23 protein-coding genes and 2 pseudogenes are annotated in these 19,858 nt (G+C 66.7%); 12 read left to right on the forward strand and 13 right to left on the reverse strand.

Going from position 1 to position 19,858, the window contains the following annotated elements; translation table 11 throughout:
* Positions 1 to 30: 30 nt before the first annotated feature.
* Positions 31 to 474, forward strand: a complete 444-nt coding sequence (locus CSQ99_RS11280) for an SRPBCC family protein (RefSeq protein ID WP_099039134.1) — start codon at positions 31 to 33, stop codon at positions 472 to 474.
* Here CSQ99_RS11280 and CSQ99_RS11285 read toward each other — a convergent pair.
* Positions 471 to 869 (reverse strand): hypothetical protein, encoded by a 399-nt coding sequence (locus CSQ99_RS11285; protein ID WP_099039135.1) that lies wholly within the window; start codon positions 867 to 869, stop codon positions 471 to 473. The two genes, CSQ99_RS11280 and CSQ99_RS11285, sit on opposite strands and share 4 nt — an antisense overlap.
* A 126-nt stretch (positions 870 to 995) precedes the next feature.
* On the opposite strand from CSQ99_RS11285, the gene CSQ99_RS11290 reads away from it, so the two are divergent.
* The 4 genes from CSQ99_RS11290 to CSQ99_RS11305 all read left to right on the forward strand — a co-directional run bounded on the left by CSQ99_RS11290 (position 996) and on the right by CSQ99_RS11305 (position 3,504).
* Complete coding sequence (locus CSQ99_RS11290) at positions 996 to 1,805, forward strand: nuclear transport factor 2 family protein (RefSeq protein ID WP_099039136.1); 810 nt, start codon at positions 996 to 998, stop codon at positions 1,803 to 1,805.
* 462 nt (positions 1,806 to 2,267) lie between these two features.
* On the forward strand, positions 2,268 to 2,447 hold the full coding sequence (locus CSQ99_RS11295; RefSeq protein WP_099039205.1) for a hypothetical protein: 180 nt from the start codon (positions 2,268 to 2,270) through the stop codon (positions 2,445 to 2,447).
* Between the two features lie 81 nt (positions 2,448 to 2,528).
* Positions 2,529 to 3,101 carry a hypothetical protein gene (locus tag CSQ99_RS11300; protein ID WP_425437811.1) on the forward strand — a complete coding sequence of 191 codons (573 nt, stop codon included), beginning with the start codon at positions 2,529 to 2,531 and terminating at the stop codon, positions 3,099 to 3,101.
* Between the two features lie 25 nt (positions 3,102 to 3,126).
* Complete coding sequence (locus CSQ99_RS11305) at positions 3,127 to 3,504, forward strand: DUF732 domain-containing protein (protein WP_425437812.1); 378 nt, start codon at positions 3,127 to 3,129, stop codon at positions 3,502 to 3,504.
* Here CSQ99_RS11305 and CSQ99_RS11310 read toward each other — a convergent pair whose 3' ends face one another.
* The 3 genes from CSQ99_RS11310 to CSQ99_RS11320 are packed head-to-tail and all read right to left on the reverse strand — an operon-like array spanning position 3,505 to position 6,100.
* Positions 3,505 to 4,275: an SGNH/GDSL hydrolase family protein gene (locus CSQ99_RS11310; RefSeq protein ID WP_099039138.1), complete on the reverse strand. Its 771-nt coding sequence runs from the start codon at positions 4,273 to 4,275 to the stop codon at positions 3,505 to 3,507.
* Between the two features lie 9 nt (positions 4,276 to 4,284).
* Positions 4,285 to 5,232: an ankyrin repeat domain-containing protein gene (locus CSQ99_RS11315; protein WP_099039139.1), complete on the reverse strand. Its 948-nt coding sequence runs from the start codon at positions 5,230 to 5,232 to the stop codon at positions 4,285 to 4,287.
* A 34-nt stretch (positions 5,233 to 5,266) separates the two neighbouring features.
* Entirely contained in the window at positions 5,267 to 6,100 is an 834-nt protein-coding gene (locus tag CSQ99_RS11320; protein WP_245908861.1) for a hypothetical protein, read from the reverse strand.
* Positions 6,101 to 6,210: 110 nt separating this feature from the next.
* Here CSQ99_RS11320 and CSQ99_RS11325 point away from each other — a divergent pair, with 110 nt between their 5' ends.
* The 3 genes from CSQ99_RS11325 to CSQ99_RS11335 are packed head-to-tail and all read left to right on the forward strand — an operon-like array spanning position 6,211 to position 8,276.
* Positions 6,211 to 7,530 (forward strand): NAD(P)/FAD-dependent oxidoreductase, encoded by a 1,320-nt coding sequence (locus CSQ99_RS11325; protein WP_099039141.1) that lies wholly within the window; start codon positions 6,211 to 6,213, stop codon positions 7,528 to 7,530.
* A 33-nt stretch (positions 7,531 to 7,563) separates the two neighbouring features.
* A complete protein-coding gene (locus CSQ99_RS11330; RefSeq protein WP_099039142.1) occupies positions 7,564 to 7,755 on the forward strand; it encodes a hypothetical protein in 192 nt (63 codons plus the stop codon).
* Positions 7,756 to 7,784: 29 nt separating this feature from the next.
* Positions 7,785 to 8,276, forward strand: coding sequence for an NUDIX hydrolase (locus CSQ99_RS11335; protein ID WP_099039143.1), 492 nt, complete (start codon positions 7,785 to 7,787; stop codon positions 8,274 to 8,276).
* 70 nt (positions 8,277 to 8,346) lie between these two features.
* Here CSQ99_RS11335 and CSQ99_RS31325 read toward each other — a convergent pair.
* The 4 genes and pseudogenes from CSQ99_RS31325 to CSQ99_RS11355 all read right to left on the reverse strand — a co-directional run.
* Positions 8,347 to 8,736, reverse strand: a pseudogene (locus CSQ99_RS31325) (nuclear transport factor 2 family protein); the annotation flags it as partial.
* Positions 8,688 to 10,145, reverse strand: a complete 1,458-nt coding sequence (locus CSQ99_RS11345; RefSeq protein WP_099039144.1) for a serine/threonine-protein kinase — start codon at positions 10,143 to 10,145, stop codon at positions 8,688 to 8,690. The pseudogene CSQ99_RS31325 and the gene CSQ99_RS11345, both read right to left, overlap by 49 nt.
* A gap of 22 nt (positions 10,146 to 10,167) precedes the next feature.
* Complete coding sequence (locus tag CSQ99_RS11350; RefSeq protein WP_176560979.1) at positions 10,168 to 11,283, reverse strand: PDR/VanB family oxidoreductase; 1,116 nt, start codon at positions 11,281 to 11,283, stop codon at positions 10,168 to 10,170.
* Positions 11,283 to 12,209 (reverse strand): metal-dependent hydrolase, encoded by a 927-nt coding sequence (locus CSQ99_RS11355; protein WP_099039207.1) that lies wholly within the window; start codon positions 12,207 to 12,209, stop codon positions 11,283 to 11,285. The genes CSQ99_RS11350 and CSQ99_RS11355 overlap by 1 nt, the downstream gene beginning before the upstream one ends.
* Before the next feature lie 122 nt (positions 12,210 to 12,331).
* Between CSQ99_RS11355 and CSQ99_RS11360 the strand changes: the two genes are divergently transcribed.
* Together CSQ99_RS11360 and CSQ99_RS11365 are read left to right on the forward strand one after the other, a co-directional pair.
* Entirely contained in the window at positions 12,332 to 13,177 is an 846-nt protein-coding gene (locus tag CSQ99_RS11360) for a lysophospholipid acyltransferase family protein (protein WP_099039208.1), read from the forward strand.
* Entirely contained in the window at positions 13,177 to 13,611 is a 435-nt protein-coding gene (locus tag CSQ99_RS11365) for an SRPBCC family protein (RefSeq protein WP_099039146.1), read from the forward strand. Before CSQ99_RS11360 ends, CSQ99_RS11365 begins: the two co-directional genes overlap by 1 nt.
* 6 nt (positions 13,612 to 13,617) lie before the next feature.
* Here CSQ99_RS11365 and CSQ99_RS11370 read toward each other — a convergent pair whose 3' ends face one another.
* From CSQ99_RS11370 to lysA, 3 genes are all read right to left on the reverse strand, one after another.
* Positions 13,618 to 14,082 carry a hypothetical protein gene (locus tag CSQ99_RS11370; protein WP_099039147.1) on the reverse strand — a complete coding sequence of 155 codons (465 nt, stop codon included), beginning with the start codon at positions 14,080 to 14,082 and terminating at the stop codon, positions 13,618 to 13,620.
* Positions 14,083 to 14,163: 81 nt separating this feature from the next.
* A complete protein-coding gene (malQ, locus tag CSQ99_RS11375; protein ID WP_099039148.1) occupies positions 14,164 to 16,296 on the reverse strand; it encodes a 4-alpha-glucanotransferase in 2,133 nt (710 codons plus the stop codon).
* 19 nt (positions 16,297 to 16,315) lie between these two features.
* On the reverse strand, positions 16,316 to 17,593 hold the full coding sequence (gene lysA, locus CSQ99_RS11380; RefSeq protein ID WP_099039209.1) for a diaminopimelate decarboxylase: 1,278 nt from the start codon (positions 17,591 to 17,593) through the stop codon (positions 16,316 to 16,318).
* Positions 17,594 to 17,697: 104 nt separating this feature from the next.
* On the opposite strand from lysA, the gene CSQ99_RS11385 reads away from it, so the two are divergent.
* The gene (locus CSQ99_RS11385) at positions 17,698 to 18,315 is read left to right on the forward strand and encodes a TetR/AcrR family transcriptional regulator (protein WP_099039149.1); all 618 of its coding nucleotides are present in this window, start codon (positions 17,698 to 17,700) and stop codon (positions 18,313 to 18,315) included.
* A pseudogene (locus CSQ99_RS11390) lies at positions 18,312 to 19,260 on the forward strand (SDR family NAD(P)-dependent oxidoreductase). The gene CSQ99_RS11385 and the pseudogene CSQ99_RS11390 overlap by 4 nt, the downstream one beginning before the upstream one ends.
* Here CSQ99_RS11390 and CSQ99_RS11395 read toward each other — a convergent pair.
* Complete coding sequence (locus tag CSQ99_RS11395; protein WP_099039150.1) at positions 19,201 to 19,497, reverse strand: DUF202 domain-containing protein; 297 nt, start codon at positions 19,495 to 19,497, stop codon at positions 19,201 to 19,203. The pseudogene CSQ99_RS11390 and the gene CSQ99_RS11395 overlap by 60 nt on opposite strands.
* Positions 19,498 to 19,499: 2 nt before the next feature.
* Positions 19,500 to 19,847, reverse strand: a complete 348-nt coding sequence (locus CSQ99_RS11400) for a YidH family protein (RefSeq protein WP_099039151.1) — start codon at positions 19,845 to 19,847, stop codon at positions 19,500 to 19,502.
* Positions 19,848 to 19,858: the final 11 nt, after the last annotated feature.

The raw sequence follows: 19,858 nt of genomic DNA on the forward strand, positions 1-19,858 counted from the left end.
TGAGCGACGTCGCCCGCGTATCGTCCGATCATGCGCGCAGAGCGGGTGCTGTCTGAGGATGTGCCAGCCTCGCCCGATGAGGTTCGCGCGTTCTATGTCGACCTCGACAACATCAAAATGGTTCATCCGCTGGTGGTCTCCGTGCGCAAGACGACGCGGACGGAACTGGTGGACGGCTACTGCCAGAGCTACCGCGTCAAGGACCGAATCCCCCTCGGACCTTTCACGCTGCCGACCAGTTACACGGCCAACCTGCGGGTTGCGTCGACCGGACCGGTGATCACACAGGCGCGTCAGTTCCCGCACGTCCGTCTGTACGGCGTGGTCTCCTTCGAGCCGGTCGGCGCCGGAACCAGGCTCGTCGAACGGCTGACGATCGACGCGCCGCGCCCGCTGGCCGCAATGACCACGCGGGAGGCGGTCAAGGCCCACATCAAGATGCTGGCGGGCATCCGAAGCCATTTCGGCGGCTAGTTGTCCTCGGCGGGCGATTCGGACGCGTCGAGCACGCTGACCGCGATGCCGTACGGCAGGAATCGCACCTTGCGGGTGGGGTCGGTGTTGTTCTTGTTGGCGCGCAGCGCGTCCAGTTCGGCCGGATACACCTGCTCGATATGGGCGCCGCCATCGCTGTCGACGGTGTAGATCGCCCAGACGCCGTCGCCGGTCTCGCCGGTGGTCTCGGGTTCCCGTTTCGGCCTTGACTGGCGGGTGAACTCGTCGACGAGATTGACCCAACCTGCGCGTTCACCGGAGGTGTTGAGGAACTTTCCCACGCCGTCCAATGCGTCGCGCAGTCCTTCACCCGCCTCGCGGACGACACGGTCGAACTCCTCGGGATCGATCCCGAAAGGCCTGTTGCTGCTCATGGCGGTCCCTCCTCAGGCGCGTGCGCCCTGCCCAGCTGACGCGGGTGCTCAGCGCGGCGGTGATTCCAGTGTGCCTGCAGGTGGCGAAGTAGTCGACCGAGGCCAACGGAGATGGTATCCAGTCGTATGGCTTTCACGCGCTCGGATGTGTTGGCGGCCGCCGAGCGGTCACCGGCGGCGGCGGGCGCGCGCGACAAGACCGGGTGGATCGAGCTGTTCACCGCAGACGGGCGGGTCGAGGATCCGGTGGGCTCGGAGCCCCACCGGGGATTGGGCGCGATCGGCAGGTTCTACGACACGTTCATCGGTCCCCGGCACATCACCTATCGCCCCGACGCGGACATCGTGACGGGCTCGACGGTCGTCCGGGACGGCGAACTCGAGATCGCGATGGGTGCGGTGTCGCTGCGTGTCCCCGTCTATATCCGTTACGACCTGCAGGAGGGCGGCGGCGGACTGAAAATCGCTGCGCTGTCGGCCTTCTGGGAGCTGCCCGCGATGGTCGGCCAATTCCTGCGGGCCGGAATCGGCGGCCTTCCGGCCGGATTGCAGCTGTCCAGAGCGTTGCTCGCCAACCAGGGCGTTGTCGGGGTGCTGGGCTACCTCGGCGGCCTGCGGGGAACCGGGCCGCAGGGAAAGCGGCGGATCCGGGAATTCCTCGACGACGCGCGGGCGGGCGACGAGGTCGCGGTGCGCCGCTGGCTGGGCAAGGGGGCGCGGGTTACCACCGGCGACGAGTTCCCGTTGACCACCGCAGACTTGCTGGGCCGGCTGGCAAGTGCCCGTCCCCGCAAGATCATCGCCTCCGGATACAGCGTGGTTGTGGGGTTGGACCGGGAGGGGCGACGCGACGTGATGATCGTCGATGTGGCGGCCAAGCCGTTCGCCATCCGCAGAATTCGATACTTCACCGAAGACCCCCTAGACGGCGGCTGAACCGGTTTCATCGCTGCCGTGCTCGGGCAACCGGTGAACATGGGACTGACCGACACCCGCAAGGTCACGATCATCGGCGTGTTCGTGGCGGCGGTGCTCGCCGCCTGCCTGGTCGTCCCGGCCTTCGGCCAGGTGCTCACCCTCGAGGGAACGTGGGTGGCCGCCGCGATTCTCGGGCTGCCCACCGCCGCGGTGCTGGCGCTGACTGGCTACCGCCACTACGGACCGGGCCGCAGCCTTCTCGTCGCCGCGATCGTCACGGTCCTCACGCTGCTGATCACTTGGGTGGTCTCGGTGTTCGTGGTGGCCTCCGCGCTGAGTGGTTCGGCGACGAGTCTGGTCGTGGGAGCCGTTCTCTACGGTGTCCCGGCCGTGGCCGTGGTGGTTCTGGGCCTCGTCGCACTGCGGCTGGTACCGGGTCGACCGCGTTTGACCACTTCGACGCCGGGTAACCGGCAGCACATGAGCCCGCGAGACGACAACAAGTCCGAATCCGACGTCGACGATGACGACCACGTCGCCGGATCGCGAGCAGGCAAAGGCGGAGGCGACGACGGTGGCTACGTCGGTCAGACAGCCTCCGACGACGCGCTGGATGTAGGTGAGTCGGGGGCGGAGGCGCGCAGCGAAGCCGAGCGCTGACAGCGGGTTGTCTCGATTCAGTCGCGTTGGACCTCGATTCAGTCGCGTTGGACACTGTGCGACTGCCCGACGTGAGACGGTATGAGCACCATGTCCGTTGACGATGAAATGACCTACGAGGAATTCGGTCGGCAGTTCTTCGAGATCGCCGTGACCGAGGATCGTGTCGGCGGTGCGATCGCCGCCATCGCGGGTGACGAATTCGAGATGGGTCCGATGGCGCAGGGCCCGGGCAAGGTCGCCAAGGTGACGGCGAAAGTCAGGATCCAGGAGCCCCGCCTTACGCGCGACGTCGGCGAGAAGATCACGTTCGCCATCCGGATTCCGCTCGAGATCGACCTGGTGGTCGACCTGCGGATCGACAAGCCGCAGTTCATGGTTTTCGGCGAAATCGCCCTTCGTGCGACCGCGCGCGCCGCGGCGCCGCTGCTGTTGATCCTCGATGTAGAGAAACCCCGGGCGTCCGATATCGCCATCCACGTGACCTCAAAGTCGCTGCGCGGTGAGCTGGTGCGGATAGTCGGGGGCATCGACGCCGAAATCCGGCGATTCATCGCGGCACACGTCGCCGGGGAGATCGACAGCCCGGCCTCGCAAAAGGCCAAGATCATCGATGTCGCGGACAGCATCGACGGTGCCTGGTCGGGCACCTGACACTCGGCCCACGTACGCTCGCTCCGTGCATCGCAGACTCACCACGACCTTCGCCCTGGCCATGGGACTACTCACCACCGCCGCGGTCGCGGCCTCTCCGGCCCAGGCTGACCCTCTCGATGGCGCGTTCGTGGCGGCCCTGGCCGATGCCGGTGTCACCGCGGTGGATCCAGCCAGCGCTGCGGCGCTCGGCCAGCAGGTCTGTCCGATGCTCGCGGACCCCGGTCAGACGGCCGCCGACGTCACGAGCAAGGTGGCCGAGGCGGGCGGGATGTCGCTCGGGCCGGCGACCATGTTCACCGGCGTCGCGATCTCCATGTTCTGCCCGGCGATGATGTCGTCGATCGGAAACGGTGGCTCGCTCGATTCACTGCCGATCCCGCTGTCGATTCTGGGGTTCTAGCTAGGCTGCCACGCCTTCGAGCCGCGGCCGTTTGGGGCCGCGACCGTCGCCGGCCGATTTACCCCGCACGTGATACCAGAGCCACGGCATCAGCATGTTCTGCGTCCACAACACCTGCGAATACGCCTGCGACCGCAGCGACGGACGCCGCGCAGGACCGCCGACCGTCGCCCATTCGTGGCTGCTGCCCGGCAGGCCGAGCGCCTCGGCGGCCGCGGCGGCAAACAGCCTGTGTCCCTTGATCGATCCGTGCACCCGGTCGGGGCTCCAGGTGTCCGCCTCGGTCATCGACGGCGCATCGTATAGGTCGACGAGCCGAAATCCGTTCCGCACTGCGGCTTTCCGGATCTCGTCATTGATCTGTTCGACGCGTGACGCGATCACCCGTCCGATGGGCAGGATCTTCGCGATATCCGGGAACGTTGTGGTCAGGATGGTCGCGTCGGAGGCCGCCAGACGCGTGTGCAGAGCGTCCAGTTCTGCCAGGGCGCTGCCGAAGTGCGGGCCGGGACGCGTCACGTCGTTCATCCCGATGCACACCGAGATCAGATCTGGCTGCAACGCCAGCGCGGCGGGCAGCTGCTCATCGAGCAGATCTTTGATCCGTCGGCCGCGGATGGCCAGGTTGGCGTAGGTCACGCCGGGGTGGTGGGTGTCGATCATCGTGGCGAGGCGGTCGGCGAAACCGACGAGACCTTTCGAGTCGTCGCCGTCCCACAGCCCCTCTGTCTGACTATCGCCGATCGCGACATATCGGGAGTACCGAGGCACACCGGAACTCTAGCGGCGCAGCGCCGCCGCTACCTCCGGTGCGCCGGCGTTCGCCGCGAGTTCACGGTGGCGCTCCGACACCACCGCGCCCCCGGCACGCAGGAGATCGACCACCTCGACGACCGCGGCGGCCCGGTATTCGTTGAACGCGGCGCCCGCCGCCCACCACGTCATCAGCGAATCCAGCCCGCGACCGGCATCGGCGCCGAGTTCGACCATGGCCGCGACTGTCGCCGGAAGGACCATTCGCGCCGCGAGCTCGATCGGCTGGGTACCGCTCGGCAGCGGTGTGTTCATGGAGGCGCCCGCGCGCACCAGTGCGCGCACCATCTCGGGGTTGACGTTGTCGGCCGAACTGCCGATCACATGCAGCGCGGTGGCGCCCTCGGAATCGACGAGGCCGGGGTCGACGCCGTGGGCCAGCGCGTGGTTGAGCGCGACAGGGCGTCCCCGCCGCACGATCTCATGCAGGATCGTGGTGAATTTCTCACCACGGGCCGACAATTCGATACGGCGTCCCGCATCGGCGTCCTCTTCGATCAGGGCGACGACGATGCCGGCGGAGTGCGAGCGCACGGCGTACCACAACGGCGTCGCACCGCACGGGTCGACAGGGTCCGGGTCTGCGCCCCAGGCCAGCAGCTCGATCACCCGCGTGTCGCCGCGATCAGCGCGCTCGAAGAGATCCAGCACGCTGGGCGCCAGCGGTTCGGTCCAGGTGGGGCGGCCGGCCCCGAGCGCGTCGAGCACCTGCAGCGTTCCGTCGCGTTTGACCCCGAGGTCGAACCACGGCCAGGGCCCCGGTCCTTTCAGGACGAACTCGGCGGCCGGGCTGCGGAATTCCTCGGTGATCGTCGCACCGAAATCCTCGTACGCCGAGGAGAACATCAGCTCGTCGCCGTCACGCACAACGGTGACCTCGGCGGGCCCGACCTGGTATCGCGCGATTTCGGTCACAAGGAACGCATTCTCCCAAATGGCGACGACCGGACTAGAGCAGACGCGTCAACCGCGTCAGGTTCAGCGGAACCCCTGCGACGCTCAGCTGACCGAGGATGTCCTCCAACCGCTTGCGTGGCATGTCCATCTGCCATTCGGACACCGATGCCGACAGGCACACCGCGTCCGGGGCGAAGGCGATACCGGTGAGTCGCAGGCCGTGCGGCAGTTCGGGAAGGCACACGGGATAGGCGGGCGTCTTCGCCGGCAGTGTCCAGCGTGATCGGCGAACACCGAGTACGCGCGGTCGCAGCCACAGCGTCGAATCGTCGAGCCGCGCGTCGACCTCGATGTGGCCGAGCATCGGGCGCCTGGCCATCCGCAGCCGCGCGACCCCGTCGCTGCCGACCTCGCCGGACAACCGCGGCGCCACCCATCGGAACAGATCGTCCAGGGCGGCCGTCGGCACCTCGACGGTGAGATCAACCGGAGCAGCCACCAAGACGGGCGGCGTCGTGGGTCGCATGTGCACGTTGTGCAGCAGCGCCGTCGCGCGATCGAACGTCTTGTCCTCCCAGGAGATATCGCGGGCAGCGATGCGGACGTCGTTGAGTTGTCCCACCGACAGGCCCCGTACGTCGAGCGTCGAATCGAATTCCGTGACCGTCAGATTCAGCACGCCGTCGTCGAGCCGGATCGCGAGGCGACGGCCCACCACCAGCCTGCGCACGGTCGTGAACAGGGTCCGGTAGGCCATCGCCGCGCCGCTGCTCACCGGAGCGACCGCCGCTGATGACCACAGCGATGTCAGCATGTCGATCGGCCGGAACGGATCGAACCGGCGCAGCGGACCCGTCCCGCCGGCTGAGCCGGCAATCCAATCCATGACATCCAGCATCCGCCATCCGCGCCTCGGAATGAAATGGAGGTCGGGTGAATGATGCCCGGCTACAGGGGTATGTCAGCGCGGGGCCGATTTCCGTAAGGTGGGATTTGATGACTTCAGTCGTGGTGGTCGGCAGCGGGTTCACCGGCTTCGAATGCGCCCGTCAGCTGGCACGAAAGATACGCAGGCACTCCAAAGATGGGGCTTCGGTCGACATCTCGATCATTTCGCCCGTCGACTACATGCTCTATACACCGCTGCTACCCGACGTCGCCGGTGGCCTGGTGGACGCGCGGTTCGTCGCGATTCCGCTCGCCAACGCCCTGCGCGGCGTGCAGGCCATCCGCGGGCGGGTGGATGAAGTCGATTTCGACGGTCGAACCGTCACGTACACCGACCCCGAGGAGCGTGTCCGCAGCATTGCCTGGGATCGGCTGGTGCTGACGCCGGGTTCGGTCACCCGACTGTTCGACATTCCCGGACTGGCCGAGCACGCCCGCGGCCTCAAGTCGACGGCCGAGGCGTTGTACCTGCGTGACCATGTTCTGGAACAACTGGAATTGGCCGACGTCGATGACGACGCAGGCCGGGCCGAGGCGCGGCGGACTGTGGTGGTGGTCGGCGCGTCGTACTCGGGCACCGAGTTGGCCGTACAACTGCGCGCACTTGCCGATTCCGCAGCCAAACAGATGGGTTTCGACCCCTCCGAGGTGAAGTTCGTCCTCTTGGACCTCGCCGAGCAGGTGATGCCCGAAGTGGGCGAAAAGCTCGGCGCCGCGGCGCAGCGGGTGCTCAGTGCGCGTGGCATCGATGTGCGCCTCGGTGTCACACTGGCCGAAGTCCACGCCGAACACGTTGTGCTCAGCGATGACTCGCTGATCCGCACGCATACCGTCGCCTGGGTCACCGGGGTCACGGGCGCACCGCTCATCGAGAAACTCGGACTGCCCACCGAGCGGGGTCGCCTCAAGGTGACCACGGAGCTTCAAGTTCCGGGCCACCCCGATGTGTTCGGCGCCGGTGATGCGGCAGCTGTTCCGGACGTCACGCAGCCGGGCAAGATCACCCCGCCCACCGCCCAGCACGCGACACGGCAGGGAAAAGTGTTGGCCCGCAACGTTGCAGCGAGCCTCGGCTACGGCAAAGCCAAGGCGTACAAGCACCGCAACATGGGCCTGGTGGTCGACCTGGGACCCCGTAACGCCGTCGCCAACCCACTCAACGTGCAGCTGGCCGGATTCCCGGCCAAGGTTGTGACCCGGGCTTACCACATCTATGCGATCCCGCGATTCGTCAACAGGTGGGCGGTGTCCCTGGCGTATCTGACCGATGTGTTCTTCGATCGGTCTGTCGTGTCGTTCGGGCTGTCGACGCAGGAGGACGCGCGGTTCTCCACCAGCGAGGGCATCCCGATGCCCAAACCGGACTGATTGGATTCCCGGGCAGCGGGAACGTTAGAGGGTATGGCTACATATCGTGTGTTGAACCCCAAAGGTGACGTCGTCGACACGAAGGACATCGAGAGCGCCGGCGACGCGCATGCCTGGTTCGTCGACCAGAAGGCCGATCCCGAACTCGGGTGGCGGATGGAGGTCAAGTCCGATGACGGCGACTGGGCGTTCTTCGACAGCAGCGAGGGCGACCGCAAGTACTGACCAGCGCGAGTACTTACTAGGCTTGAGCGGTGCCCAAACTCAGTGCGGGGCTGTTGCTGTACCGCCTCGCCGACGGCGAACTCGAGGTGCTGATCGGCCATCCTGGCGGGCCGTTCTGGGCGCGCAAGGACGACGGGGCCTGGTCGATACCCAAGGGGGAGTACACCGAGGACGAAGATCCGTGGGCGGTCGCGCAGCGTGAATTCTGCGAGGAGCTCGGCAAGAGCGCACCCGACGGCCCACGCATCGCCTTCGAACCGGTGAAACAGCCCAGCGGCAAGGTGATCATTGCGTTCGCCGTTCGCGGCGACCTCGATCTGGACGGCACCTCCTCCAACACCTTCGAGCTGGAGTGGCCGAAGGGTTCGGGAAACATCAGGGAGTTCCCCGAAATCGACCGCGTGGCTTGGTTTCCCGTGGCGCAGGCTCGGTCGAAGCTGCTGAAAGGCCAGCGGCCGCTGCTCGACCATCTGATTTCGGCGGTCGGAGCCGACGAACCGGGTGCGTCTCGATCGCGTTGATGGTCAGCGCGCGGCCGTGGATCCGCCAGCCCGCGGGCGTGCGCATGTACTCGTCGTCGTATCGCAGATGCCAGACCAGGTCGGTGATTTGATCGTCGGCAACCGTCCAGTGATGCGCGATGCAGGTGATCCGGCCCAGTGCATAGTCGACGTCGTCGCCCGAGGCATACACTTCGCCGACGATCGCATGCTCTGTGCGGGTCACGGCGGCCAGCGCCGCCATCGCGGAGCGGACACCGTCGCGGCCATGGTGTGGGCGCACCGGCTCCAACGAGCGGGGCGGATCCGGCAGCCGCAGTTCCGCCGTGTGGGTGAATAATTCGACCACGTCATCGAATCGCCGGTCATCAACCGCTGATGCATAAAGATGCACCAGGTCGGCGAGCGCAAGCCGGTCCGACGTCGTGAGGGTCATGGCAGCGGGGGCAAGCCGTTGCTTTCCCGGATATCTCTGCGGCATTCGCGGCGGGTCTGTCCGGTTTGTTGCATGCACACCAGCACCGGGGACTCTTCGGCGACCGGCAACGGTTCTTCGGTCGGTTCGGTGGTGACTGTGGGACTCGGGACGTCACCCTGGGTCAGCGACCAGATCGAGCTACCTGTGCTCTGCAGCGTGGAGCAGTAGGCGGTGGAGCCGCCGGCGGTCGTCGCCGTGCTGCCGACGGGGGAGCAGTCGGCGCCGATCACCGCGGCGGTAGGCGGTGCCGATGCCGTGGTGGCGTCGGTCGTCGTCGGTGCTGCCGTTGTCGTCGCCGCTGGAGACGGTGGCGGCTCGGGCGGTGGCGGTAGCGGCGTGAATGTCGGTTTGGTGGCGGTGACCGCGGACGGTGCTGTCGTGGTCGGGGCCGCCGCGGGGCGGTCTTCGTTGTCGGCGCGGCCCGCCTCGAAGACCGCCGCCCCGATCGCCACCAGCAGCAGCACCGCCAGGATGGCCGGGACGATCACCCCGGCACGGATTACGGATCGGCGCGGCGGTTTCGGGTGCGCGACGGCTGCGGCCAGGCTGGTGCCGACGTCGGCGGGTGTGCCCGACCCGAGTTGGTGGGCAAGGGCCCGCGCGAAATCGGCGCACCGTTCGAATCGGTCGGCCGGGCACTTCGCCAGGGCCTTGGCGAGGACAGGATCGAGTCCCGCGAGCTCCGGGCGCTGCTCGCCGATGGTGGGCGGCGCCGCCGACAGGTGCTGGCTGATGACGACCGCGGGGTTCGAATGCTGGAACGGTGGCGATCCGGTCAGTAGATGAAAAGCGGTGGCCGCCAACGCATATTGATCGGCCCGGCCGTCGATTCGTTCCCCCATCAACTGCTCGGGTGCGGCGTAGGACACCGTGCCGACGGTCATGTTCGTCGCCGTCAGGCCACTGATGTCGTTGACCCAGCGCGCGATTCCGAAGTCCGCCAGAAGAATCCGTTGATCGCTGGCCTCGGGATTGGCGAGCAGAATGTTGGCGGGTTTCACGTCGCGGTGCAACAGGTCGCGCTGGTGCGCGTAATCCAACGCGTCGGCCACGGCGCTGATGATCTCGGCGACTTCTCCTTTGGCCATGCCGTCCGGATAGCGCTCACGCAGCAGGCGCGCCGCGTCGGTGCCCTCGACGTAGTCCATCGAGATCCAGAGCTGACCGTCGAACTCGCCGCGGTCGTGTACCCCGACGATGTGGGGATGCCACAGCGTGGCGGCGATGTCGGCTTCGCGGTCGAACCGCTCCCGATACTCACTGTCGGCAGACACCGACGCGGGCAGCACCTTCAACGCATCACGGCGTGGCAGCCGCGGGTGTTGGGCCAGGTAGACCTCGCCCATGCCGCCTGCGCCGAGTAGTCGCACGACGGTGTAACCCGCGAATGTCGCACCATCGGCCAACGGCATGGCCGAATAGTACGAGATGGCGCTACAGGTCGAGCGTGAGACGCGACCCCTCAGTGGCCCGGGATATGCAGATCAACATCATCTGGTTCTCGTGCTCAGGGTCGGTGAGCAGCGTGTCGCGGTGGTCCACGGTCCCCTCGGTCACACCGACCACTCGGGTCCGGCAGGTCCCGCAGAAGCCCTGCTGACACGAGTACGGGGCGTCCACATCCGACCGCTGCAGCGCCGCGAGCAGGGTCTCGTCGGCGCCAACGCGGATCCGTCGTCCGGTCGACGCGACGGTGACGTCGAAAATCCTGCCGTCCACGACGGGTGGTGCGGCGAACCGCTCGAAGTGAAGTTCGATCTTGTCGCGGCCGGCCAACTCCGAACGGATCGCGGTCAGCATGGGCGCGGGACCGCACGCATAGACCGCGGTGCCGTCCGGGCAGTCCCCGAGCAGATCGGACGCTGTCGGCAGCCCGCTGTCATCGTCGGTGTGGATGCGTACCGTGTCGCCATAGCCTGCGATGTCGTCGAGGAACGGCAGGCTGTCGCGGGAGCGTCCGGCGTAGACCATCGACCAGTCGACGCCGAGGCGCTGCGCCAGAGCCAACATCGGCAGGATCGGGGTGATCCCGATGCCCCCCGCGATGAACCGGAAGCGCTTCGTCGGCGAGCCGTAGCCGGGCACTGTCAGCGGGAACGCGTTGCGCGGGCCCTGTGTCGTCGCCGTCGCACCGACGTCGAGGACGTCGTGCACCTCGATGGAACCGCCACCGCCGTCGGGGATCCGGCGCACCGCAATGCGGTACACGTCGCGCAGATCAGGGTCTCCGCACAGCGAGTATTGGCGCAGCCGTCCGCTGGGCAGTTGCACATCGATGTGGGCGCCGGGATGCCAGCGGGGTAGCGGTTCACCATCCGCGGCCGCGAACGTCAGCGCTACCACGTTCTCGTCGTGAGCCACTGTCTGCCGGTCGACGACCCGCAATACGCGGGTTCGGTCGGACGCTTCTGGCAGCCTGACCCGCCTGGTGACACCCGCGAGCGCATCCATACCGGAGATCACCGCGCCGGCAAGGCCGATCATCACGTCACGGCGCCCCTGCCGTAGCGGATTGGACGGCAGTTGCCGGTAGCGCTCCCGCAGGCCCATCAAATGTGAGCCGCGCGGGCAGCGGGCGAGGTGGCCAGATAGGCGACGGCCTGCGCGGTGGAACCCATCTGCTCGGGCGTGTAGGCGGGCCGGAAATACGTAAGGGTCTGCGACCCGAAAAGAACCCGGAATTTGGGCAGCAGCCCCAACTTTGAGTCGCGCATCCGAAGGCGCTGCATCTTCCACCATCCGATGTCGTCGGCGGGGTGGGATTTGAACAGGTACCAGGTACCGCGCTGGAAGAACATGAAGATCGCCGCTGCGGCCAGAGCCATGGCCCTGATGCGGTCGGGGTAGCTGTCGTGGAAGTAGACCGCCACGTCGTGAGCGACGCTGCGGTGTTCGACCTCTTCGCTGCCGTGCCACCGGAACAGGTCGACCATTGTCGGGTCTGCGTGGTGCTCGTCCCAGGTCGCGTTGAGGGCGAAGTCACCGAGCACCGCCGTGTAGTGCTCGATCGCCGCGATCAGCCACAGGCGTTCGCATAGGTTATTCAACCGGCGCTTGGGATTGGTCGAAGTGGTTGGCGCCAAGACCTTTCCGAACAAGTAATCGACCATTTCGAGTATCGGCGCCGGGTCCACGCCGTTGCCGACGAGGAAGTCGCGGATCACCTCGTCGTGGGCGGCCGCGTGCGTGGCTTCCTGCCCGATGAAACCGCGAATGTCCTCGGCGAGCCGGGGATCCTTGACCAACGGCAACGCCTCGTTGAACGTCTGAACGAACCAGTGCTCGGCGGCGGGTAGCACGACATTGAAGAGGTTGATCATGGTGGAGGCGACCGGGTGCGCCGGGATCCACTCCAGTGGGACATCGGTGAGGTCGAAGTGCACCTTGCGGGCCTGGATCTGTACTGGTCCAGGGTCGATTTCCTGGTCGAAACGGTGGCGTCGCAAAGCGCCCTGCTGAGCCGGCGATCCTGCCATGGCGGACTCCCTGACGAGAAGGTGGTGCACGGGAGCTTACCGGAAGTACATGGGAACGCCGGTATCGGATTCTTTTTGCGATGCTGGGTTTCAAGCTGCCGTCCGTGGTCAATAGGACCGCTATGGCGGGGTTTGGCGACATTGCGAATTGGACCCGGCAGCAGGTCACCTCCCGGGTTCCGAAAGCCGACCTGGACCAACGCGACCCCGACTACATCCGTGAACAGCTGCCTGGACTGTGGCTGCTGGCGTCGCTGTACTTCCGCGCCGACGTCCGCGGCCTCGAGCGGATCCCGAACGACGGGCCCGTACTGCTCGTCGGCAATCACAGCGGCGGCAACCTCCCGCCGGACACATTCGTCTTCACGCTGGCGTTCTGCTCGTACTTCGGCGTCGAGCGGCCGTTCTATCAACTGGCGCACAACCTCGTCGTGTCGATGCCCGGACTGGGGTCCCTTCGCAAGTTCGGCACGGTGGCGGCCAACCACGAAAACGCTGAACTGGCACTGGATTCCGGTGCGGCGCTGCTGGTGTACCCGGGCGGTGACTACGAAGTCTTCCGACCATCGTGGCAGCGCCACGAGGTGGACTTCGGTGGCCGCAAGGGATACGTCAAGCTCGCCCGCGAGGCCGGCGTGCCGATTGTGCCGATCGCCAGTGTCGGCGGACAGGAGGCGGCGCTGTTCCTCGATCGCGGGCAGTGGCTGGCCAAGCTGCTGATGGTCGACAAGCTGGCACGGCTGAAGAGCGTGCCGATACTGCTGGCGCCGCCGTGGGGTCTGACCGTCAGCGATATGGTGCCGCGGCTGCCGTTGCCGACGAAGATCGCGATCGAGGTGCAAGACCCGATCGACGCCGACGACATCGCCGTCAGCGATGACGACGTGGTGCACGACAAAGTGGAGGCCGCGCTGCAGGCCGGTGTGGACCGGCTGGCGGCTGGGCGTCGATTCCCGGTGCTGGGCTGATGAGGGTCCAACGGCAGTGCGTCGTCGATGCCGACCGTGACACGGTGTGGAAGATCGTCAGCAGTCCCGATTGCTACCCGCAGTTCATGGCGAGCCTCGAGCGCTGGGAGGCCGCCGACGACGCCCCGGCCAGCAAGGGCGCCCGCTACACCGTGCACTGGAAGGTCGGGTCGGTGCCCATCGGAGGCATCATCGAGGTCGTCGAATTCGATCCGCCGCGCGAGTTGTCCTGGGTCGGCCTCACTGGCGTGTCACAGCGCGGACGGTTCCGGCTGCGCGAAACACCCGACGGCCGCACCAAGGTCACGTTCCGATTGGCCTATGAATCAGCGGGCAACCTGCTCGGCCTGATCGCGGACCGCGTCGCGGCCGGCCAAGTGGGGCGGAACATGGGGGAGACGCTGAAGAACCTGCGCCAAATGGTCGAAGGCTAGACCGGTCTAACCCGTCGAGATGACAGGGGGCGGAGCGCCCGGAGCCCGTGGAACGCCCGGGACCTGGGCGCCCGGAGCGCTGCCCGCGCCCGGAGCGCCGGCAATCGGCACCATCGGCGTCGGGGTCACGGTCGTGACGCCATTGCTGCCGACCCGCGGGCCTGCGGCCGGGCCCATCGCCGCGAGCATGTCGGCGGCGTGCTGGGTGCAGTCCAGCATCAGCAGAATTTTGCCCTCCGACGTCATCTTCTGCGTATCGACCAGGCAACTGGACTGCGACAGCACGCTGCCGACCGAGCCTCCGAAGGTCCCCTTGTAGCCAGACGCCTTGAGGATCGCCAGCGCCTTGTTGTACGGCTCGCCGACAACGTTCAAGGAGCCGCTCGGCTGTGACATGGCGATACCCGCGCCGACCAGCGCGGCGGAGCCGACTGCCACGAGCCCTCCGCTCACGACAACGAGCTTTTTCACGTGAAGAATCTCCCTAAGTCGGTGCGGTGCGAACATATCGCAGACGTGACATTTGTGAAACCGGAGGAGAGTCGCCCGGCGTTACATCTGGGTTTGCACCGCGGTCCGCATCACCTCGGCCAGCGCGGCCGCTCGCGGATCCGTGAAAACATCTTCTAGCAGCAGTTTTTGTCCATCCGGGCCCGCCAGCGGCACCCTCCAGTTGGGGTATTCGTCGGTCGTACCCGGCTGATTCTGGGTGCGCAGGTCGCCGACGGCGTCAGCAAGGGACAGCGCCAGCAGCCGCGACCGGGTCCGGCCCAGGTATCTGTACAACGCACGCACCACTTGATCGACCCCGGTCTCGTCGAGATCGCCGTTCAACAGCCCGACACGGCGCAATTCGTCGAGCCAGGCCGTCTGCTGGCGGCGATCGGCGGCCAGTTCCTCCTCGGCCGACCGGGTCAGCAGCCCGAGTTCGTCGCGAAGCCGGACATGTTCGCCAGCCAGGTAGCCGGGAGTCGGTGGCAGATCGTGCGTGGTCACCGCGGACAGGCAGTACTCGCGCCAGCGGTCGGCGGGCAGCGGACCGCCGTCACCGTCCCGATCGAACTCGAACCACAGGATCGACGTGCCGAACAGGCCGCGCTCGCGCAGATAGTCGCGCACCCAGGGTTCGACGGTGCCCAGGTCCTCGCCGACGATGACGGCGCCGGCGCGATGCGCCTCCAGCGCGACGATCCCGATCATCGCTTCGTGGTCGTAGCGCACGTAGGTGCCTTCGGTGGGCAAGGAGCCCTTCGGAATCCACCACAGCCGGAACAGCCCGATGATGTGGTCGATGCGGACGCCACCTGCATGTCGGAGCAGTGTGTTGACGAGGGCGCGAAACGGCTCGTAGGCCTGGTTCGCGAGTGCGTCGGGGCGCCACGGCGGTTGCGACCAGTCCTGGCCGAGCTGGTTGAACTCGTCCGGCGGCGCGCCGGCGGTGACGCCAAGTGCCAGCACATCCTGCAGGGCCCACGCGTCGGCTCCGTTCGGGTCGACCCCGACGGCGAGGTCGTGCATGATCCCCAGCCCCATGCCCGCCGCCACCGACGTCGCCTGGGACGCGGTGAGCTGATCGTCGAGCTGCCACTGCAGCCACCGGTGAAAGTCGACGTCGTCGGCGTGCCGTTCGGCGAAGTCGGCGACGCTCGGGCTTTCCGGATGGCGCAGCTCGTCGGGCCACTCATGCCAATCGGCGCCGTGCTTCTCGGCAAGGGCGCACCACGTTGCGAAGTCGTCGAGGCCGCGGCCCTGCCGCTCGCAGTAGGCCTCATACGCCAGGTTCCGGCCTGCGGATCGCTTGACGCGATACACCGTTTCCAGGGCGGAACGCTTGACCTTCCAGGCGCCGTCACGGTCGATCAGGCGTGACTTCCGCGCCCGTGCCTGCGCGTGCTCTCGGGCCTTGCGGATGCGCGCTCGGCCGGTGACGTGGGCGAACTCCGGGATCGCCTCCACCCGCAGGTACATCGGGTTGACGAATCTCCGCGAGGTCGGCAGGTACGGCGATGGCTCCATCGGCGCGGTTGGCGCGGCGGCGTGTAACGGATTGACGAGGATGAAACCGGCCCCGTACCGGGCCGCTGACCACACGGCAAGGTCAGTGAGATCCGTCAAATCGCCTATGCCCCAGGAGTTTTGTGATCGAACACTGTACAACTGGGTGGCCAGGCCCCACGTCCTCCCCGTCGGTGGCTCCAGCGACGCGGGGGAGACGACAATCGGGGAACTGACGTCGGAGGTGCCCAGTTGAAGGTGTACTTCGTGATAGCCCAGCGGCAGGTCGGCGGGCAACTCGAAGGAGGCCTCGCCGATCATGCGGCCGTCGAGATCATAAGGGGCCCTGTTGTTTTCCAGCTGGCGCAGGCCCATCCGGACGGAACCGTCCTCCAGTCGGATCCACAACCGCACCGGATCGCCGTGCGTGACGTGCACCCAGAACGCCGATGTCGCTCCCGAGCGCCCCACGATCACCGGCGGTAGCGAGCGAGACCAGTGGTTACGATCGTGCTCGGTCAATGCGGTCGCGCGCCGGTACTCGGTGGCTGCCGGAACCCCGAGGGCATCGAGAACGCCGACGAGGGTGGATTCGGGAACTGTGACGTGCCTGCCGGTCCAGTCGTCGTATTTCGTTGCGACGCCGTATCGTCGCGCCAACTCGACGAGTGATTCCGGAAGGTCGGTCATGGGGCCATCTTGCCCGCCACTAGTCGATGTCGCGCACCAAAAGGTCATCCCACGTGTCGCGGCGCACCACCGGTCGCGCCGCGCCGTCACGGATGAACACCACCGGGACGCGGCGCGCGCCGTTGTACTGGTTGGACATCGTGTAGCAGTAGGCGCCGGTGACCGGCACCGCCAGCAGGTCGCCGACGGACGGATCGCGCAATGCGACACCGTCGACCAGTTGGTCGCCCGATTCGCAGTGTCGCCCGACCACGTTGACGGTCTCGCCGCCGCCAACGCGGTTGACGATCGTCGCCTCGAACCTCTGCCCGGTGAGTGACACCTCGAGGTTGTCGCCCATACCGCCGTCCACCGCGACGTGGGTCAGGACACCGCGCTTGACGGTGGTGACGCGATACACCGTGCATGCGCTGTTGGCGACCATGCTGCGTCCGGGTTCGACGATGATTCGGCTGCCTTCCGGCAGCAGTGCCTTCGCCTGCTCCACCATCGCTTCGGCGTATTCGCCGAGTGACGGCGGGTGCTCGTCGTAGGTGTATCGAACGCCCAGACCGCCGCCGAGGTCGTAGACCTCGAAGGTGCCGAGCTTGGCGATGGGTTCGACCGCCTGCGCGAGTTGTTCGACGTTGAGTAGTTGCGACCCGACGTGGGTGTGCACACCGTCGAGTCGCATCTTGGTGCTGCGCTCGATCCGGGCGATCGCATCGCGGGCGTCGTCGGGCATCAGGCCGAACTTCGATCCGGCGTGTCCCGTCGCCTGCGATGCGTGGGTGGCGGCCTGCACACCCGGGATGACCCGCACCAGGCATGGCTGCCGGCGCCCCGTGGGAACGAGGCGTTCGAGGCGGTCGATGTCGTCGAAGTTGTCGACCACGACGAGGCCGATTCCGTGCTTCACGGCCAAGCCGAGTTCATCGTCGGACTTGGCGTTGCCGTGCAGCAGCATCCGGGCCGGGTCGGCGCCCGCTTTGAGGGCCGTTCGGATCTCGCCGCCGCCCGCAACGTCGAGATGCAGACCCTCTCCGACCATCACCCGCTGAACGGCGGTGCACGGGAAGGACTTCGACGCGAACGCCACGTCGCAGCGCGGCCAGCGACTGCGGAAGGCTGACAGATAGTCGCGGGCCCGCTGCCGTAGTGCGTCTTCGGATACGACGATCGCCGGAGTGCCGAACTGCTCGGCCACCTCGTTGAGGCGGCAGTCGCCGACCATCAGGGTTCCGTCGCTGTCGGTGCGCGTGCCCGGCGGGAACAGGCCGATCAACTCGTCGGCCGTGGCCTCGGTGTGGATCGTCATCGACTCAGCGTGCCACCGCGGAGGCACGTGTGAACTCAGTGCGACGAAGTTCGCCCAAAATCAGCCGTGCCTCCGCCGTCTCCGTGTGCTAGCGTATGTCTGTAATGATCCTTACAGAGCGAGCTCCGACGAAGAAGCAGCAGCAGGGCGAGCAGTCCCGCGAGCAGATCCTCGATGCGACGGAGAAGTTGATGGGCACCCGCGGGTACGCGGCGACGTCGATCAGCGACATCCGCAAGGCGTGCGGCCTGCCTGCCAGTTCGATCTACTGGCATTTCGGATCCAAGGACGGCGTGCTGGCAGCTGTCATGGAACGCGGCGCGCAGCGGTATTTCGCCGCGATTCCCGCCGAGGCCGCGGTCGAGCGGCAACTGGATGCGGTGGTGGACCAGCAGTCGCAACACCCCGATTTCCTGCGGCTGTTCCTCCTGTTGTCCTTGGAGCGCAGCGACGATCCCGCGGTCGTTGAGGTGGTGCGCCGCGTTCGCGATACCGCGATCGCGCGTTTTCGCGACGCGATCGCGCAGCTGCTTCCCGCCGACGTTGGAGAACAGAAGGCGCAACGGGTGCTGGCGGAACTCGCCGCCATGGCGGTCGCGCTGTCGGATGGCATCTTCCTCGCCGTTCATCTCGAGCCCGACACCACCGACGTCGACCGAATGTACCGGCGGCTGTATCAAACCCTGACGGCCCTGATCCCGATTCTCTTGGAGGAGCAATGAACATGCGAACCGCGATCATCACCGGAGCCAGCGCCGGGCTCGGACGGGAATGCGCCCGGGCGCTGCTCGCGAGCGACCCGTCCTGGCATGTCGTATTCGCGGTTCGCGACGTGGCCCGTGGCGTACAGGCCGTCGAACAGGCCGGACACCCTGCGCGCTGCACGGTTCTCGAAATGGATCTCGCATCACTGGCGTCGGTCCGCACCTTCGCGGCGAACTTCCGCAGCAGCGGATTGCCGCCGTTACACGCGATCGTCTGCAATGCCGGTCTTCAGGTGGTGTCCGGCACCGAGCGCACCGCCGAGGGCGTGGAGATGACGTTCGGCGTCAACCATCTCGGGCACTTCGCCTTGGTGAGCGACCTGCTTGCCGACCTCGCTCGGCCGGCACGCATCGTTGTGGTCAGCAGCGGCACTCACGATCCGGCGAAGTTCACCGGCATGCCGTCACCGCAGTACTCCAGCGCCGAGGAGCTCGCGCTCGCTGTGGAGGACGAGTCGGCCGATGGCCGCCGCCGCTACACCACGTCCAAGCTGTGCAACATCCTCTACACCTATGAACTCGACCGCCGACTGGGCCACGGCGCTCAGGGTGTCACCATCAACGCGTTCGACCCGGGCCTGATGCCGGGTTCCGGTCTGGCCCGCGACTACTCGGCGATCGGGCGATGCATGGCGCTACGTGTTTCCGCTCCTGCGCGTCCTGCCGAACGTCAACAGCACCCGGTCCTCAGGCGCGCGTCTGGCGGCACTGGTGCACGATCCCCGGTTCGACGACGTCACCGCCACCTATTTCGAAGGGAATCGGCCGATCCGGTCGTCCACCGACTCCTATGACCTCGAGAAGGCGCTCGATCTGTGGGAGACCAGCGAGCGGCTGCTGACTCTAGAGAAGACTGAACATCACGATCAACGCGGCGAAACCAGCGGTCGCCCAACCAAGTAAGAGGACTTCGGTCCTCGGTGTGGCGGTGATTCGGCGCGCTCGTCGGCGACCCAGCACGACGACCAATATCGCCAACGCGGCTCCTACGACCGGAAGCACCGACTGCCCCGCATCGTCGAACGGCCCGTTACCCAACAGCGGAAACGCCCCCGCGACGATGAAACTGAAAGCGCTTCGTTCCCAGGATAGTTGGGTTCGTTCTGCCTGCAGTCCCGGCTTTTCCGGTCGAGTTGCCATGGTTACGGCTGGACCGAGATCACGAAGATCAACGCGATTGTCAGGACGACGATGGCGCCCGCGAGAAGTATCGGCATGTGCGATCGAGGTAGTTCGGCGTCCTCGCTCATCGCGGCTTGCACGCTCCGCCAGCGCCGAACGGCCAGCACCGCCAGAACACCGCCCGCCACCGTGAGCGCTACCCCGAGGCCGTGGCGTAGTCCAGGGATGGACAGAGCGGGTATCAGTTGGACGACGGCGACACCGCCTGCGATGAGCGCGAGCGCCGTGCGGATCCACGCGAGGAACGTCCGCTCGTTCGCGAGCGTGAATCGATAGTCCGGATCCTCGCGATCGTCCTCCGCTGCCACGACCAATCAGC

It is taken from the genome of Mycobacterium neglectum, from assembly GCF_002591975.1.
In the GTDB taxonomy this organism is placed as follows: Bacteria; Actinomycetota; Actinomycetes; order Mycobacteriales; family Mycobacteriaceae; genus Mycobacterium; species Mycobacterium neglectum.